The following is a 15,208-nucleotide window of genomic DNA, read 5'->3' as shown; positions in this document are numbered from 1 at the left end:
CACATACTACCAACCCGCTTAATTGTTGGGGAAGTGGTGGTCGCCGCGACGACCGCGAGACACCATCGACGGCCGAGCGGGGCTGGATCACCCGCTCTGCCAATTAGCTTCCGGCGGTCGGCGAGCAACCGTCGAAACCCTGTCGTACGGATCGCCAGCAGATCATCACCTATATCACTAACAATAAAAATACATAAGAATACAAAATTTCCAGGAGTAATTCTCAGACGAACTTATATATTGCATCCTCTTCACCTGTGATCTGTGATACCATGTCACAGCAATCGGCCGATCATATCCAGTACGACCTAGAGGACAGGCCGCCACTCGGTGAAGCGATAGCGCTTGGTCTCCAGCACGTGTTTGCGATGTTTCTCGGCAACGTCGCGCCGCCGCTGATCATCGCCGGTGCGGTCGGGCTCGCAACCGGCGAGACGACGTTCCTCGTCCAGATGGCGCTGCTCGTCGCGGGCGTGGCGACGCTGGTTCAAGTGTACACCGTCGGTCCCGTCGGCTCGAACCTCCCCGTCATGATGGGGACGAGTTTCGCGTTCGTCGGACCGCTCGTCGCCATCGGCAGCCAGTTCGGCTTGGCAACGGTCTTCGGGGCCTGTCTCGTCGGTGCGGTCGTCGAGGTCGGTATCGGCTTCTCGTACGACTACGTCGACCGTCTCTTCCCGCCGCTGGTGAGCGGTATCGTGGTGATGCTCATCGGACTGACGCTCATCCCGGTCGGGATGGACTACGCTGCCGGCGGGGCGGGAGCCGCCGACTACGGCTCGCTGACGAACATCGGGCTCGCGTCGCTCGTGTTCTTCATCACGCTCGGCATGAACCAGTTTCTTTCGGGATTTCTTCGCATCGCAAGCGTCTTTTTCGGCATTCTGATCGGCTACATCGTCGCCATCGTGCTCGGCGTCGCCGACTTCTCGGCGGTCGCACAGGCCGGTTGGATAGCGGTCCCCACTCCGCTGGAGTTCGGCATCGCGTTCGAACCCAGCGCCATCATCACCATCGCCTTCCTCTACGCCGTCACCGCGGTCGAAACCATCGGTGACATGACCGGCATCGTGGCCGCGGCGAACCGGGAGCCGACGCGTGACGAGATCCGTGGCGGACTGCTCGCCGACGGCTTGATGAGTGCGTTTGCGGCCGTCTTCAACGCCTTTCCGAACACCTCCTTCTCGCAGAACGTGGGCGTCGTCAACTTCACCGGCGTTCTCAGCCGCCACGTGGTCGCCATCGGCGGTGGATTCTTGATACTCGCGGGATTCGTCCCGAAGATCGCCGCGCTCGTCACCGCGATGCCCGACGCCGTACTCGGCGGTGGCGCGCTCATCCTGTTCGCGACCATCTTTTCGAGCGGGGTGTCCATCATCAACCGGCAAGTCGATCTCGACCACCGCAACACGACGATACTCGCCGTCTCCATCGCGCTCGGGTTGGCGGTCGAGGTCCGACCGGACGCGATCGCGAACTTCCCACAGATCGTCCAGACGGTCATCGGCTCCGGACTCATCATGGGCGGAATCAGCGCACTCGTGCTCAATCTCGTCATCCCCGAAACCGAAAAGACTACCGACAGCAACATCCATAGCTCTGGAGACGGTTCCATGACGAACGAGGACTAACCACATGACTATCGAAATCGACCTCACGCTCAACGGCGAGGAACGGACTTTCGAGGCCGAGCGCTCGGACTCGTTGCTCGACGTTCTCAGGAAGAACGGGTACACGGGCGCGAAGCGCGGCTGTGACACGGGTAACTGCGGGTTCTGTACCGTCACCGTCGACGGCGAGTCGGCGATGTCCTGCATCAAACCGGCGGGAACGATCGACGGCGCGACCGTCGAAACCATCGAGAGCCTCGGCACCCAGGAGGACCTCCACCCGATACAGGCGGCGTTCGTCGACAACGCCGCCCTCCAGTGTGGCTTCTGCATCCCCGGGATGATCATGCGCTCGCACACCCTCCTCGCGGAGAACCCCGACCCCGGCAGGGAGGAGATCCGAGAGGGTCTCTCGGCAAACCTCTGTCGCTGTACCGGCTACGAGAAGATCCTCGACGCCGTCGAGGACGCGGCCGAACGGATGGACGGCAGTACCGAAATCGCCGCCGACGGCGGACAACCCGATGCCGAGGCGTCCTGTTCGGGCTGTGGCTGTGGGGTGAACGATGAGTAAGCCCGACGACGCCGGCAGCAGCGAGCGCCAGCCGCCGGCGGCCGAGAGCGAGCATCCGATGGAGTTCGAGGAAGCGCCGAACAACCGCAAGCCCGCGAGCGAGCGCCAAACCATCTCCGAGCGCGAGGAGAAAGACGACGCGCGCAAGATCGTCACCGGCGAGTCGAAGTACACCGCCGACTACGCGCGACACTTCCCAGACCTCGCCGAGGCGTCGGTCCTGCGCTCGACGATCGCCCACGGGCGCGTGACCGACATCGACACGAGCGCCGCCGAGGAGATGGACGGGGTGTACGCCGTCATCACGCCCGATTCCGAGGAAGTTCCCGACAAGCCGTACACCTCGGCGGGCCAGTCCTACCCCGAACCGAGCCCGTGGGACCTGCACGTCCTTCGGAAGGAAGTCCACTACGTCGGCGACCCGATCGCCGCCGTCGCCGCCGTCGACGGCGACACCGCCGACCGGGCGACGCGGGCTATCGAGGTCAGCTACGAGCAAGAGGAAGGTGTCTTCGATACCGCGACCGCGACCGACCCCGACGCGCCGCAGATCCACGACCCCGACGACATCGAGAACCACCAGCCCGGCGCGGACTACGAGCGCAACATCGAATCGCACATCGAGGGCGAGATCGGCGACGTGGAGGCGGCGTTCGAGGAGGCGACCGACCGCGACGACCGGGTCGTGACCGAGACGGAGTGGGAACTGCCATATCAGTCACACTGCGTGCCAGAGCCACACGCGACCATCGCCCGCCGCGACGAGGACGACCGTTATCACCTCATCACGAGCACGCAGGTGCCCTACCACACGCGCCGGCAGCTCTCGCATCTGTTCGACGTGCCGATTCGGGACATCCGCGTGAGCAAGCCCCGCATCGGTGCCGGCTTCGGTGCCAAACAGTCGATGCTGATCGAGCCGATCACGGTCGCGCTGATGGAGGCCGCCGGTCGGCCGGTGAAGCTCGAAACGACCCGTCGCGAGCAGTTCTACGCGCTGCGCTCGCGCCGGCCCGCCCGCGTGCGGGTGCGCAGCGTCGTCACCGACGAGGGCGACATCGAGGCGCTCGACATGGCGGCGGTGACGAACTCCGGGGCGTACGGCCCACACGGGATGACGGTCGGTAGCTCGGTCGGGTCGAAGCCGTTGCCGCTGTACACGCACACGCCGAACATCCGTTTCGAAGCGACGGCGGTCCACACGAACCTCCCGATCGCGGGCGCGATCCGCGGCTACGGCGCACCACAGGGCCACTTCGCGCTCGAAGGCCACATGGACGAGGTCGCCCACGAACTCGGGATGGGACCCCTCGAACTTCGCTCGCGCAACCACATCGGGGAGGGCGACATCGACGATGCCTCGGGGGTACTCTCGGGCGGCACGGACACCCGCCGAATCCGCTCGTGCGGATTGGAGGAGTGCATCGATCGTGGGAAGGAAGCTATCGGCTGGGACGAGATCGAACAGCCCGACGAGGAGCATCTCCACCGGGCCTGTGGCGTCGCGCTCACCGCCCAGAAAAGCGGCGTCGCCGGCGACGAACTCGGTGCCGCCCACATCAAGATGAACGAGGACGGCTCCTTCATCCTCCAAACTGGGGCCGTCGACATCGGTCCCGGCGCGGACACCGCGATGGCCCAGATCGCCGCCGAGGTGCTCGGTGCTCCTCCCGAGGACGTGCTCGTCCAGCCCTCGGACACGGACGTCTCGCCGTTCGACTACGGTGCCTACGCCTCCTCGACGACCTACATCACCGGGCAGGCGGTCAAGAAAGCCGCCGAGAAGGCGCGTACACAGTTGATAGAATTCGCCGCGACGATGCTCGACGAACCCGAGGAAACGCTCGAAACGCGCGACGGCGCGGTCCACGCCGAGCGCACCGGCGAATCGGTCACGCTCGAAGAAGTCGGCTACGAGTCCATCTACGGCGACGAGAAGCGCGCGCAGGTGATGGGCGAGGCGAGCCACAGCACCGACGAATCGCCGCCGCCCTTTGGCGCACAGTTCGTCGACGTCACCGTCGACGAGCGCACCGGCGAGTTCGAGATCCACGACCTCGTCTACGCCGTCGATTGCGGCGTCGCCATCAACCCGGCCCTCGTCGAGGGCCAGATCGAGGGCGCGCTGCACATGAGCTACGAATTGGCTGTCTCGTCGGGTCTCTCCTTCGACGAGGATGGCACGCCCGAGACTCTCGGCTTCCGGGATTACGGGATGCCGACGGCCGCCGACCAGCCACCCATCGAGTCGCTCATCGTCGAGACCCACGAGCCGACGGGACCGTTCGGCGCGAAGTCCGTCGCCGAAATCCCGGTCAACGGCGTGCCGCCGGCGCTGAGCAACGCCATCCGCGAGGCCGTCGGCGTCCGCGTCGGCGATCTGCCGATCACCGCCGAGAAGATCAAGGCGAAACTCGACGAACGGGACGAATCGGGCGAAGAACGGTAGCGAGACGGACGATTCCGGGTTGGGCGCGCTCTTCTCGCCGCCGACCTCGAAACTATTAGTTCCGTGATTCAGGCGGTGCGTTCGGACGGGCGCGTGTACCACCATGCCCAGAGCACCAGGACGGCTTGGAGCGGGAGTCGGACCCACAGCGCCGCCCGGGTAATGCCCTCGGCCCAGTCGGAGACCGCATCGGTCGCCACGTCGCCGGTCGCCATGTGGACGTTCGCCGGAAAGACCGCGATCAGGAGCGCGACGATGCCCCACGCGGACCGACGCCGCGTCCGGCGGAGCAAGACGCCGGTTCCGAGGACGACCTCCGCGATGCCGGAGAGATAGACGAGTGCGACCGGGCGCGGGAACCGGGGCGGGACGACGTGGGCATACCGTTTCGGGGCGACGAAGTGCAGCACGCCAGCGCCGACGTAGAGCAGCCCCATCACGTACCGGAGCGGTCGCTTGAATCGGCTCGGGTCGTCCATGTTCACACACCATGAGCGGTGCCGGCTGAAAACGGTGTTCCCTCTCGCGGTGTTTTCACCGCGACTTTCGTGGTGTCCGCGCTGTGGCTCTGTTGTCGGCGGCGCTTCCACGTGATCGAGAGCTTCCCGGCGAGAAATCCCCGCTCGGCCGGCCGTCGAGGCGTAAACCGTTTGCCGACGGGCGTCTCAGTCCGCGCATGAGTGACTCGTGGGGACGACTGTTCGAGCGCGCCGCGGACTACGACGTCGCGCTCGACGACGTTCGGGGCGTGCTCGGGGAGCGCCGCGATGGATGAGCCACGGCCCGCGCGCGTCGTCGCGGACGCCGACGTACTCGCGGCCGACCTGCTCTGTGGCGGGGACGCCCGCGAGGCACTCGACATCGTCCGTGCACACTCGTGGGTGTCGCTGATCGCGAGCGACCCGCTGCTCGCCGATGCCCGCGCCGTCGTCGCGCGCCTCGCCGACCCCGCTCTCGCCGACGACTGGCGCGAACGCGTCGACGACCTTCGAGTGCGCGTCGACCATCCCTCGAGGGACCATCCGGCACTCGCCTCGGCAGCGGCGGGCGACGCCGCCCACGTGCTCTCGTTCGACGACTCGCTCCGGACCGCGAGAGCCGGCATGCGCATCCGCGAACACGTTGCCACGAGCGTCAAACATCCCCGGGGGTTCTGCGGGCTGTTCGATCCCGAAAAGCTCCATCCGACGGTCGTCGGCGGCGACTATCCCGGCCCGGACCGCGACCCGCGGGCATGAACTACAGCCGCTTTTCCATCCCGACGACCGCCAGCCCGCCCGGACTCTCGCCCTCGCCGACCCGCTCGTAGCCCGCTCGCTCGTAGAACCCGACGGCATTCAGCGACGACAGGAGGTTCAGTTTTCGAAGTCCGCGACCGCGGGCGTATCCCTCAAGTTCGGCGAGCAGTGTGCTCCCGACGCCGTGGCGTGCGTGGTCGGGATGAACGTAGATGGCCTGAACCTCCTTCACATCGAGAACGAGGTGGCCGAAGCCAGCGACTTCGTCGTTCCTAACGGCAACGGTGAAATGTTCGCCCCCGACATCGATCGCGTAATCGTTGGGCGAGCGCTCGTCGGCTCCGGCCCACTCGTGGACCTCTTCCACACTGTAGCCGTCGGGACCGAACGCCTCGACAGCGGCCGTGTGTACTTTCGGGAGCGCGGCGCGGTCCTCGTAGGTCGCGGGGCGAACATCCATGCTCTCGATTTCCAGCCACACGCAATCAAACCGACCGGTCATGCAGATGCATCTGCGGATGCTACCGATACGTCTTTTCAGAGCGGTGGCGCGCGAGAGTGCACCGAAGGTGCGCGACTCGTGCGAGGGATGAGCGAACGAGCGGAGCGAGTGAGCGAATCGGTTGGGGAGTATGGCTTGCGGCTCTCGTTCGTGGCAGGATTAGTTCTCGCTGGTTCTCTGTCGCTGCTGAACTCAGCGTGGTTGCATCGTTTCATCTCTCCGACTCGGTTCATTCGCTCCGCTCGCGCTACGACTCGTCTGGCTTACTTCGCTATCGCTCAGCAAACCATTCCCCGAACTTCGCCAGCGCGCGCCCGCGATGGGAGATGGCGTTCTTTTCTTCAGTACTCATCTCGGCCATCGTCGTCCCTTCGTGTTCGAAGATCGGATCGTAGCCGAAGCCGCCGTCGCCGCGCGGCGAAACGATGCGCCCTCTGACTGTGCCCTCGAAGAGCTTGACTGGCACGCCCGAATCGCTCTGGTGCTCGCCGTCTGCGGCCGCGAGCGCGCGCTCGTCCCTGTCCACCGGGTCGGGACTCGCCGCGAAGTCCGCGCCGTCGCAGTACGCGAGCACACACCGGAAGGACGCCCGATGATCTTCCTCGCCCGCGACGAGTCGCTGGACGCGTTCGATGCCGAGGGTGTCCTCGGCGTACGAGGAGTACGGGCCGGGAAACCCTCCCAAAGAATCGACGAACAGGCCGGCGTCGTCGACGAGTACGGGGTTGCCGGCCTCCCGATAGGCCTCGCGCGCGCCGTGGGCCGCTATCGCACCGAGGTCCACGTGCTGGATCTCGGTGTAGTCGTACGCGAACTGTTCGCAGTCCATGTACTCGCGCGCCTCGCGGACCTTGCCCTCGTTGGTCGTCACGTACTGGAGCATGGGCGCTGTCGGCGAGTCGGGGAAAAGTAGCCGTCGCTTCCCGACTAATCGACGATGACTTCGACCGGCTCCTCCGTGTCTTCGTACTCCTCGCTCTCGCTGCGGTTTTCCTGGGCGAGCAGCGCGGCCGCGACCGCGAGGACGACCCACGACCGCCAGTTGGCGAGGTTGAGGGTGTAGCCGACGCCGAACGGCTTCTTCACCAGCATGTCGTCGCCGGGCTGCCAGTACGCCGACAGCATTCGCCCGAGGCTCGGTCGCTCGAAGTTGTACGGGACGCCGAATATCTCGCCGGACGGTGGTCGCTCGTCTGCCATGCCACCCACTACGACCGCCCCCGTTAAGTGATTTACTGGTAGCGCCCGCGCCCCTCGATGGCGCGGAGGCGCTCCAGTACCTCCTCGGTTCCCGTCTCGGCATAGCCCTCCTCGAAGCCCCGCCGCAGTGGCTCGGGGTCGGTGGCCGTGCCCGCGAGCGACTGCTCGAAGACGTGCAGATCCATCGCGTGGTCCTCGACGTCGCCGGTGTAGTGGCCGAGACCGAAGTCGATGAGATAGGTCCGGTCGTCGCCCGACGCGCCCACGCGGACGTTGCGCGTCGTCGGGTCGCCGTGGGCGATGCCCGCCTCGTGCAGCGTCGCAAGGTGGCCGGCGACCGCGCGCACGTGACTTTCCCCTGTTTTCGAATCAAGCACGTCGCGGAGGTCGGCGTCCCCGACGCGCTCGACGGTCAGTTGGGCCTCCCGTACGTCGACGTCGCGGACGAGCGGCGTCGGCACGCCCTGCCGGCGCGCGTCGCTCGTGAGGCGCGCTTCGAGCACGACGCGCTCGCGGCGCAACCGCTCGTCGAGCGCCGGGTGCCGGTACGATTTCGGCAGACGACGCTTTCGCACGCGCTCGCCGTCGATCTCGACCACCGCCTCGGCTCCCTGCAGTTCGCCCTCGCCCGAACTCGCTCTACTGTGGGTTTCGGTCCGCGCGCGCCACGTCACGGGCACCTGATCGGGGCGGAACCCCGAATCGACCCGCGAATCGGCGACCGCGATGGTGTCCCCTGCTCGAACCATCTTCGCGCCGAGCACGGCGATCATGCCCGCGTTGTCGCGCAGGAAGCGGCTTTCGGGCGCGAAGAACTCGACGCCACGGGCCTCGCACATCTCGCCGAGCATCGCCTGTAATCGCTGGTTCTGGCCGACTCCACCCCCGAGGACGAGTTCCGTGGTCGAGGTGAGCGAGAGCGCGCGCTCGGCCACTTCGGCGAGCATCGCGAACGTCGTCTCCTGGAGGGCACAGCAGACGTCCTCGACCCGAGTTCCGTCGTCGACGGCCTCCTTGGCGGCGCTCATGATGCCCGAGAAGGAAAAATCCATTCCGGTGACGACGTAGGGCAGTTCGGTATACTCGCCGTCGCGTGCAGCGCGCTCGATCTTCGGCCCACCGGGATGTGACCAGTCGACGTGGCGGGTGAACTTGTCGAGCGCGTTGCCGATTCCAGTATCCATCGTCTCGCCGAGCACGCGATAGCGGCCGTTTCGAAAGCACAGTACATGAGCGTTCGCGCCGCTGGCGTTCAGGCACACGGGCGAATCGAAGCCCGATCGATGGCGGCCGATCTCCGCGTGGGCGAGCATGTGGTTCACGCCGACGAGCGGGACGTCGAGCGAGAGCGCGAGCGCGCGGGCGGCCGTGCCCGCGATGCGCAGACACGGGCCGAGACCGGGCCCACGTGAGAAGGCGACCGCATCTATCGAGTCGGTCCCCGTCAGTGCGTCTTCGACGACTATGGGAATGGCCTCGCGCATGTGTTCGGCAGCCTCGCGCGGATGGAGGCCGCCGCTGTCGGGTTGGTACGCCTCCGAGGTTATCGACACGTCACCGGTCTCGGTGTCGTAAACGGCCGCGCTCGCTGCCCACGCGGTGCCCTCGATGCCCAGTACGCGCACGATTCCCTAATTCCACTCGGTGTAGCCACAGCGACCGCAGTGCATGCGGTCGTCGTGGGCGGCGAGGAAGGCGTCGCCACACCGGGGGCACTGCTCGCGGTCGGTCGTGCCATCGTCGTCGTAGAGTTCGTGGCGCGCCATCAGGCTTCCTCCGCCTCGGCTTCGGCCTCGGTCTCCTCGTCGTCGACGCCGATTTTGTTGCGTTCGAGCATGTACTCCTGTTCGACCTCGCGGGCGTCCGCGGAGGTCTCGTAGACCTTCGCGTAGCCGAGGGTCTTTCGCATCCCGAACTTCGTGTCGAGTTCGTGGACGACGACCTCGCCGGCGTCCTTGTTCAGCCGCGCAGCGAGGCTGTCACGGACCGACAGCCGCGAGGGTGTCTCCTCGTCGTGGATGAGTTCGAAACGCACGTCCGTCCGATGGAGCATGGGGTTCTCCTCCTCTCTGGTGATCTCGATGTCCATGTTGGTCGATACTCTCCCTGTCGCGGCCAAAAGGATTTCGAAGGCCGGTCCGTCAGTAATCGCCGAGAATGTCTTCGAGTCGCTCACCGTCGCCGTCCATCCGCGAGAGCAGTTCGTGCGCTCGCGCTCGTGCCTCGGCATCGACCGGGACGTGCACCATCCCCTCGCCGGGCTGACCGTATATGACGCTCGCGCCGTCCGGGGCGATCAGGAGTACGGGAAGCGCCGCCAGATCCTCCTCGCCATCGACGACGACGACCGTCTTGCCGTCCCGCTCGATACCCGCTCGGAGCGCTTCGAGGAGGGCCTCCGAAAGCCCTGCCGCCGGGTTTTCGACGTCGATGCGCTCGTCGTAGCCCTCGATATCCGGCCGTTCGCTCTCGGCGAGCGCCTCGCGTTCGGTCACCCAATCGACGACCGCGAGGTCCGGCCGGGTGCCGGCGCGCGTGAGATGGCGTGTGACGACGTCGCCGACCGCTATCACTGGGTCGCCGAGGTCGGGACGGAGGCAGTTCGCGTCGGTGTGAATGGATCCGAGCGGGTCCTTGAACGCACCACGGAGTTCGTCGGGCAGCGTGAGCAGGACGTCCGAATCGCTCTCGCCGCCGGTCACGCTAACGCACCTTCAGCGCGTACCGGCCGGGTTCGGTGACCTGCATCTCGCTTGCGATCTCGCTCGTCTCGGGATGGGCGATGACCACGTAGCCCGCCCAGTCCTCGGTCAGGCTCGATGACCCACAGGCCGGACAGGTCTGTTGGTCGGGCGAATCGAGCACGCGGTGACACTCTCTGCACACTCGTCTCGTCGCCATGCTCACTCACCCGCCGCCGCTGTCTCGCGGTCCTCGCGGAGCCAGCCGTGCTTGCCCAAGCCCACCTGTTTGGCCGTGAGACCGATCTTCGAATCCCTGGGATTGCGCTCGTCGATGCTCTTGGTGACGATGCGCGCCCGCACGGCGTCGCCAACTCCGAGAGTCTGATTCGATTCACGCGAGGCGAGCATCTGGCCGTCCTCGTCGTAGGCGAGGTACTCGTCGCTGATCTGTGAGACGTGGAGCAGTCCGTCGATCGGGCCGATGCCCACAAATGCGCCGAAGTTGACGATCTCGACCACTTCTCCGTCGATGACTTCCTGCATCTGCGGGTCGAAGGTGATGGCGTCGAACTCGGCCTCGTAGTAGACCGAGCCCTCGTGGTCGCGCCGGCCGGGCGGCACGCGTCCGTCGCCGATGTCGTGGACCTCGGTGACGCTGACGATGCTGCCCACGTCCTCGTCGAGGCGGCCTTCGAGTTTGTCCTGCAGCAGTCGTTTCACCATCCCCGCGGAGACGTCCGCGAGCAGCTGTGGCGGTACCTCCACCGTGTCCGTGAGTTTGACTCGTTTGTACATTATGGCTCCGTGATCGCAAGCGTCTTTTTCGCGCGCAGTCCGACGGTCGGGACGCCCTTCTCGCGCACCCGGCCGGCCAGCGGGCGGTCGTTCGTGCAGACCAGTTCGCAGGCCGTGCCGGCGAGTTCGACGCAGGCGTCGTCGGCCTCGGTCGCTTCGTGCTCGATCGGCCGGCAGCGCTCGCTCAGATCCCGGCCGACGCTCGCCGCGACGGCCTCCTCGCCGTGGCTGCCCGCGAGCGCATCGAGTTCGTCGAGGACTGCCCGGGGCACGAGGAGTTCGGGGCTCGTGAGCAGTCGGTCCAACTCCTCGAAGACTCGCACGTTGGCTTCGACCGGCATCATCAGCGCGTTCGTGTCCATGAGCACCCTCTCGTTCATTCGGTCAGCGTGCCGATGCCGATGAGCCGCCAGCGCGTGCCGACGCGGCGGTTGATGGCGATGTTCGCGCCCGCGGCCGCACACACCGGCCGCTTGAGCGCGACCTCGCACTCCTCGTCGCGCGCGCTCGTGACCGATCCGACCGTGGTGGCGGTCCCCACCGTGAGCATCAGCGGCTCGCCAGTTGAAACGGGTTCGACGTCCTCGCCCTCGGTGCCGTCGGCGCTGGCGACGATGCGGTCGAGCAGCGAGACCTCCATCGTGAACGATTCTCGTGTCGGTGGTAGCGACCCCGGCGGACCGGCGATCTGTCCGGCCAGCCCGTCGCCCTTCGTGAGGCTCGGGTCGAGACCGGTGCCGACTCCCAACAACCCGCCGGGCGTCACGCTCTCGACGGACTCGCCGCCGGCTTGCAGCGAACGGATTTCGGTCGTGATGGGCTGCCACTCGGCCTGCCCCCCGTGTTCGACCTCGCGGCCCGGTCGGAGTTCGAGTTCCTCGCCCGACTGGAATTCGCCGGCGACGAGACTCCCACCCAGAACACCGCCCAGCAGTTCGTCGGCGCGCGTCCCCGGTCGGTTGATGTCGAAACTCCGCGCGACGTGCAGCCGTGCGTCGGCGTCCGGGTCGCGTTCGGGCGTCGGGATCTCCTCTTCGATGGCCTGGATCAGCAGGTCCATGTTGACCTCTTGCCCGGCGCTCACAGGGACGACGGGCGCGTCCTCGGCGACGGTTCCGGCGACGAACTCCTGGATTTCCTCGTAGTTCGTGCGCGCGCGGTCGTTATCGACGAGGTCGACCTTGTTCTGGGCGATGACGATGTTCTCGATACCGATACTATCGAGCGCCATCAGGTGTTCTTGGGTCTGGGCCTGTGGCACAGTTTCAGTAGCGCTCACGACGAGCACCGCGCCGTCCATGATGGATGCGCCAGACAGCATCGTCGCCATCAGCGTCTCGTGGCCCGGTGCGTCGACGAACGACACCGTTCTGAGGGGCTCGCTCTCCGTACCGTCCGGACACTCCTCGGCAACGGTGTAGCGTTCGGGCGCGTCCCTGTCGGGACACTCTCTAAATGTGGCGTCGGCGTAGCCGAGCCGGATGGAGATGCCGCGCTTCATCTCCTCTGAGTGCTGGTCGGTCCACGACCCGCTCAACGCCTGCACGAGCGTCGTCTTGCCGTGGTCGACGTGGCCGACCAGCCCGATGTTCACCTCCGGTTGTTGGTGGTTCCGTGTCATCTCGAAAGTAATAGGATAGCTATGCCCCGAACCGTTCATAAACCTGCTGTTCCGTATATCGCGGTATCGAGTGTCCCGCGCTGCCGGTCACCACCGGGGAAACGGTTATGTTTCGACGCTCGAAACGCTGATTTCATGGCGGATTCGCCCGACCGCGAGCAGGCCGTGGCCGCGCTCAAGCGCGTTTTCAGTCTCCTCGTTTCGGTCGGGGTGCTCGCCGTCTTCGTGGCTGCCGCACTCGCGGTCGCCGTCTTCGTCTTCGACCCGCTCATGTTTCAGGCCGCGGCCGGCTCCCCGGGGAACGCCATCGCCGACGAGGCGAGCGTCTTCGAGTCGACGACCACCGCTGCCGGCTGCACGCCCGAGGCAACCGACAACGCCTCCGTCGAGGGCTACCGCCTGCTCGGTGCGCGCCATCTCGCCATCACGGGCAACGTCAGCCTGCCGGATGCGTCCTACACGCTCGTCGAGCCGACCATCCGCGAGCGCCCGCCCGGGACGTTCGTGCTCTCGGTGGCGGCGATCCGCACCGACGCCGCGAACCGGAGCTGTCGCGGGCTGGCGCGCTACACCGCCAACGTCGAACTGCCCTACGGCGTCTCGGACTACGAACTCGTCGTCCGCCACGACGGCAATCGCACCCTCCGGGTCGTCGAGCGCTCGTGACGATTCCCGTCGATTCGTCACGAATTTGGGTCTGAATTCGGAAAACGTTGATACGTGTTTTGTGAGTCGACTGTGCTGTGCGCGAGCACGACAAGACCATGACCGACGACTCCACCAACGACACGAGCCGCACCGCACAGGACGACTGGGAGTTCGACCGCAACGAGACCACGACGACCGGCGGCGACAGCGGGCCGCTCGGCCGCATCGGCGACGAACTCCGCTCGCGGCGGAACTTCCTCTCGAACACCGCGAAGGTCGGGGCCGGAGCCGCCGCCCTCGGCGCGCTCGGCAGCGGCACCGCCGCGGCCGCCCACGGCGAACAGCCCTACTCCGATTCGGACTACGAGGACGCCAACGAGTTCGGCTACGGCGCGCTCACCGACGTGCAGATCGTCAAGTTCGCACTGATCCTCGAACGCCTCGAAGCCACCTTCTACACCGAGGCAGTCGGCACCGCACCGGTCGGACAGATGGGGACGGAAGGCGACGAAAACGGCGGCCAGCTCGGCGAGCACGACATCGAGCGCTCGGACATCGCCGCGCAGTTCGCCAACCCCTCCCGGCGCTACTCCACCTTCCAGCGCTTCCAGCAGATCCGCGACCACGAGCAGGCCCACGTCGAGGCGCTTGAGGGTGTCCTCGAGGAGGTCGGCGAGGACCCGAACTTCGCCAGCGATCTCGAATTCGAGTTCCCCTACGAGGACACCGTCGAGTTCGTTGCTCTCGCGCAGGCGCTCGAAGACACCGGCGCGGGGGCCTACACCGGCGCTGCGCCCGCCGTCGACACCGAGGAGTACCTCGCGCCGGCCGCACAGATCCTCGCGGTCGAGGCCCGCCACGCGAGCTACCTCCGGGTGCTCAACAGCCCGCTGCCGGCCGGCTCGGGCGCGCGCAACCCGTTCCCCGACGCCTTCCAGCCACGACTCAGCGTGCAGGAAGTCGTCGACCGCGCCGCACCGTTCATCGTCGGCGTCGACAGTCTCGATCAGGTCACCGAACTGCTCGGCGGCTACGCCATCGACGTCACCGACGACTGAATCGCCGATGGGACACCCGGTCCCGCTGGATCGACCCGCTGACGCCCACCGTTTTTTCGCTGCAAGCGTTGAAGGCCCGTGACCGACTGGTTCGCACATGGCATTCGACCCCGACCAGGTCACGACCGTGACCGTCGATTCGTACAGTACGCTCGTCGACGTCGAGAGCGTCGAGCGCGCGCTCGCCGAGCACGTCGAGGAGCCGGAACCGGTATCGACGCTCTGGCGCGAGCGCTCGCTCGCCTACACCTTCGTCGCCAACGACATCGACGCCTACCAGCCCTTCTACGAACTGCTCCGTGACGCGCTGTCGGCCGCGCTCGCGGCCCACGACATCGACCTCGCGGAGAGCGAACAGGAGGAAATCCTCGAAGAGTATCACGATCTCGACGTGTTCGACGACGTGCGCGACGGCATCGAGCGGCTCAGAGACGGTGGTTATGACTGTTATGTCGTCTCGAACGGCAATCCCGCGATGCTCGATTCGATGGTCGAGGGCGCAAAGATCGGCGACCTCCTCGAAGACACGGTGAGCGCCGACGAGATCGAAACGTTCAAACCCGATTCGGCGATCTACCGCCACGCCGCCGGGCGGACCGGGACGCCGATCGACGAGATCGCCCACGTCTCGGCGGGCTGGTTCGACGTCCAAGGTGCGATACACGCCGATATGCAGGGCGTGTGGGTCAATCGCGACCAGCAGGAGTGGGAACCGTTCGACGGCGACGCCGACCTCGCCGTCGAGAGCTTTCACGATCTCGCCGACGAACTCGGGGTCTGACTCTTACCGGCCGAGATCGGCGAACACGACGCTTTTGGCCCACCGACC

Annotated in this window: 19 protein-coding genes; 7 read left to right on the top strand and 12 right to left on the bottom strand. The window is 66.3% G+C overall.

The window, feature by feature from the left end; genetic code table 11:
- The first annotated feature begins 272 nt into the window (after positions 1-272).
- From ACP97_RS10015 to ACP97_RS10005, 3 genes are read left to right on the top strand one after another with little or no spacing between them, the layout of a single operon-like run.
- Positions 273-1,631, top strand: a complete 1,359-nt coding sequence (locus ACP97_RS10015) for a uracil-xanthine permease family protein (protein WP_049997686.1) — start codon at positions 273-275, stop codon at positions 1,629-1,631.
- A gap of 4 nt (positions 1,632-1,635) precedes the next feature.
- On the top strand, positions 1,636-2,184 hold the full coding sequence (locus ACP97_RS10010; RefSeq protein WP_049997685.1) for a (2Fe-2S)-binding protein: 549 nt from the start codon (positions 1,636-1,638) through the stop codon (positions 2,182-2,184).
- Positions 2,177-4,633 carry a xanthine dehydrogenase family protein molybdopterin-binding subunit gene (locus ACP97_RS10005; RefSeq protein WP_049997684.1) on the top strand — a complete coding sequence of 819 codons (2,457 nt, stop codon included), beginning with the start codon at positions 2,177-2,179 and terminating at the stop codon, positions 4,631-4,633. Before ACP97_RS10010 ends, ACP97_RS10005 begins: the two co-directional genes overlap by 8 nt.
- A gap of 68 nt (positions 4,634-4,701) precedes the next feature.
- On the opposite strand, the gene ACP97_RS10000 is transcribed toward ACP97_RS10005, so the two are convergent.
- Positions 4,702-5,112, bottom strand: coding sequence for a DoxX family protein (locus ACP97_RS10000; RefSeq protein ID WP_049997683.1), 411 nt, complete (start codon positions 5,110-5,112; stop codon positions 4,702-4,704).
- A gap of 288 nt (positions 5,113-5,400) precedes the next feature.
- Here ACP97_RS10000 and ACP97_RS09995 point away from each other — a divergent pair, with 288 nt between their 5' ends.
- Positions 5,401-5,871 (top strand): DUF7384 family protein, encoded by a 471-nt coding sequence (locus tag ACP97_RS09995; RefSeq protein ID WP_049997682.1) that lies wholly within the window; start codon positions 5,401-5,403, stop codon positions 5,869-5,871.
- A 1-nt stretch (position 5,872) separates the two neighbouring features.
- Here the strand turns inward: ACP97_RS09995 and ACP97_RS09990 are convergent, their stop codons facing one another.
- The 11 genes from ACP97_RS09990 to ACP97_RS09940 all read right to left on the bottom strand — a co-directional run bounded on the left by ACP97_RS09990 (position 5,873) and on the right by ACP97_RS09940 (position 12,673).
- Entirely contained in the window at positions 5,873-6,373 is a 501-nt protein-coding gene (locus ACP97_RS09990; RefSeq protein ID WP_237561148.1) for a GNAT family N-acetyltransferase, read from the bottom strand.
- Positions 6,374-6,644: 271 nt separating this feature from the next.
- Positions 6,645-7,256, bottom strand: coding sequence for a non-canonical purine NTP pyrophosphatase (locus tag ACP97_RS09985; RefSeq protein ID WP_049997680.1), 612 nt, complete (start codon positions 7,254-7,256; stop codon positions 6,645-6,647).
- 44 nt (positions 7,257-7,300) lie between these two features.
- A complete protein-coding gene (locus ACP97_RS09980) occupies positions 7,301-7,573 on the bottom strand; it encodes a DUF5808 domain-containing protein (protein WP_049997679.1) in 273 nt (90 codons plus the stop codon).
- 32 nt (positions 7,574-7,605) lie between these two features.
- On the bottom strand, positions 7,606-9,198 hold the full coding sequence (locus ACP97_RS09975; protein ID WP_049997678.1) for a bifunctional N(6)-L-threonylcarbamoyladenine synthase/serine/threonine protein kinase: 1,593 nt from the start codon (positions 9,196-9,198) through the stop codon (positions 7,606-7,608).
- Between the two features lie 6 nt (positions 9,199-9,204).
- Positions 9,205-9,339, bottom strand: a complete 135-nt coding sequence (locus ACP97_RS09970; RefSeq protein WP_049997677.1) for a 30S ribosomal protein S27ae — start codon at positions 9,337-9,339, stop codon at positions 9,205-9,207.
- Positions 9,339-9,662 carry a 30S ribosomal protein S24e gene (locus tag ACP97_RS09965; RefSeq protein ID WP_049997676.1) on the bottom strand — a complete coding sequence of 108 codons (324 nt, stop codon included), beginning with the start codon at positions 9,660-9,662 and terminating at the stop codon, positions 9,339-9,341. The genes ACP97_RS09970 and ACP97_RS09965 overlap by 1 nt, the downstream gene beginning before the upstream one ends.
- 52 nt (positions 9,663-9,714) lie before the next feature.
- Positions 9,715-10,275, bottom strand: coding sequence for a GTP-dependent dephospho-CoA kinase family protein (locus ACP97_RS09960; protein ID WP_049997675.1), 561 nt, complete (start codon positions 10,273-10,275; stop codon positions 9,715-9,717).
- 1 nt (position 10,276) lies between these two features.
- Positions 10,277-10,474 (bottom strand): transcription elongation factor subunit Spt4, encoded by a 198-nt coding sequence (spt4, locus tag ACP97_RS09955; protein WP_049997674.1) that lies wholly within the window; start codon positions 10,472-10,474, stop codon positions 10,277-10,279.
- 2 nt (positions 10,475-10,476) lie between these two features.
- Positions 10,477-11,052: a DNA-directed RNA polymerase gene (locus ACP97_RS09950; RefSeq protein WP_049997673.1), complete on the bottom strand. Its 576-nt coding sequence runs from the start codon at positions 11,050-11,052 to the stop codon at positions 10,477-10,479.
- Positions 11,052-11,414: a PIN domain-containing protein gene (locus ACP97_RS09945; protein WP_394297703.1), complete on the bottom strand. Its 363-nt coding sequence runs from the start codon at positions 11,412-11,414 to the stop codon at positions 11,052-11,054. Before ACP97_RS09945 ends, ACP97_RS09950 begins: the two co-directional genes overlap by 1 nt.
- A 14-nt stretch (positions 11,415-11,428) precedes the next feature.
- Complete coding sequence (locus tag ACP97_RS09940) at positions 11,429-12,673, bottom strand: translation initiation factor IF-2 subunit gamma (RefSeq protein ID WP_049997671.1); 1,245 nt, start codon at positions 12,671-12,673, stop codon at positions 11,429-11,431.
- 135 nt (positions 12,674-12,808) lie between these two features.
- On the opposite strand from ACP97_RS09940, the gene ACP97_RS09935 reads away from it, so the two are divergent.
- The 3 genes from ACP97_RS09935 (at position 12,809) to ACP97_RS09925 (ending at position 15,160) form a co-directional block, all read left to right on the top strand.
- Positions 12,809-13,339, top strand: a complete 531-nt coding sequence (locus tag ACP97_RS09935) for a hypothetical protein (protein WP_049997670.1) — start codon at positions 12,809-12,811, stop codon at positions 13,337-13,339.
- A 77-nt stretch (positions 13,340-13,416) separates the two neighbouring features.
- A complete protein-coding gene (locus ACP97_RS09930) occupies positions 13,417-14,379 on the top strand; it encodes a ferritin-like domain-containing protein (RefSeq protein WP_049997669.1) in 963 nt (320 codons plus the stop codon).
- Between the two features lie 97 nt (positions 14,380-14,476).
- Positions 14,477-15,160 carry a haloacid dehalogenase type II gene (locus ACP97_RS09925; RefSeq protein WP_049997668.1) on the top strand — a complete coding sequence of 228 codons (684 nt, stop codon included), beginning with the start codon at positions 14,477-14,479 and terminating at the stop codon, positions 15,158-15,160.
- The last annotated feature ends 48 nt before the right edge of the window (positions 15,161-15,208 follow it).

It is taken from the genome of Halococcus sediminicola, assembly GCF_000755245.1.
Taxonomy (GTDB): domain Archaea; phylum Halobacteriota; class Halobacteria; order Halobacteriales; family Halococcaceae; genus Halococcus; species Halococcus sediminicola.
The sequence above is the reverse complement of the archived record's forward strand: the minus strand, read 5'-3'. Positions and strand labels throughout refer to the sequence as shown.

Excerpts from the sequence above, each read along its gene's own strand:
- ACP97_RS10015 (WP_049997686.1), top strand. The coding sequence starts at position 273 with ATGTCACAGCAATCGGCCGATCATATCCAGTACGACCTAGAGGACAGG.
- ACP97_RS09990 (WP_237561148.1), bottom strand. The coding sequence starts at position 6,373 with ATGACCGGTCGGTTTGATTGCGTGTGGCTGGAAATCGAGAGCATGGAT.
- ACP97_RS09965 (WP_049997676.1), bottom strand. The coding sequence starts at position 9,662 with ATGGACATCGAGATCACCAGAGAGGAGGAGAACCCCATGCTCCATCGG.
- ACP97_RS10010 (WP_049997685.1), top strand. The coding sequence starts at position 1,636 with ATGACTATCGAAATCGACCTCACGCTCAACGGCGAGGAACGGACTTTC.
- ACP97_RS09970 (WP_049997677.1), bottom strand. The coding sequence starts at position 9,339 with ATGGCGCGCCACGAACTCTACGACGACGATGGCACGACCGACCGCGAG.
- ACP97_RS09940 (WP_049997671.1), bottom strand. The coding sequence starts at position 12,673 with ATGACACGGAACCACCAACAACCGGAGGTGAACATCGGGCTGGTCGGC.
- ACP97_RS09950 (WP_049997673.1), bottom strand. The coding sequence starts at position 11,052 with ATGTACAAACGAGTCAAACTCACGGACACGGTGGAGGTACCGCCACAG.
- ACP97_RS10005 (WP_049997684.1), top strand. The coding sequence starts at position 2,177 with ATGAGTAAGCCCGACGACGCCGGCAGCAGCGAGCGCCAGCCGCCGGCG.
- ACP97_RS09985 (WP_049997680.1), bottom strand. The coding sequence starts at position 7,256 with ATGCTCCAGTACGTGACGACCAACGAGGGCAAGGTCCGCGAGGCGCGC.
- ACP97_RS09935 (WP_049997670.1), top strand. The coding sequence starts at position 12,809 with ATGGCGGATTCGCCCGACCGCGAGCAGGCCGTGGCCGCGCTCAAGCGC.
- ACP97_RS09925 (WP_049997668.1), top strand. The coding sequence starts at position 14,477 with ATGGCATTCGACCCCGACCAGGTCACGACCGTGACCGTCGATTCGTAC.
- ACP97_RS10000 (WP_049997683.1), bottom strand. The coding sequence starts at position 5,112 with ATGGACGACCCGAGCCGATTCAAGCGACCGCTCCGGTACGTGATGGGG.
- ACP97_RS09980 (WP_049997679.1), bottom strand. The coding sequence starts at position 7,573 with ATGGCAGACGAGCGACCACCGTCCGGCGAGATATTCGGCGTCCCGTAC.
- ACP97_RS09995 (WP_049997682.1), top strand. The coding sequence starts at position 5,401 with ATGGATGAGCCACGGCCCGCGCGCGTCGTCGCGGACGCCGACGTACTC.
- spt4 (WP_049997674.1), bottom strand. The coding sequence starts at position 10,474 with ATGGCGACGAGACGAGTGTGCAGAGAGTGTCACCGCGTGCTCGATTCG.
- ACP97_RS09945 (WP_394297703.1), bottom strand. The coding sequence starts at position 11,414 with ATGGACACGAACGCGCTGATGATGCCGGTCGAAGCCAACGTGCGAGTC.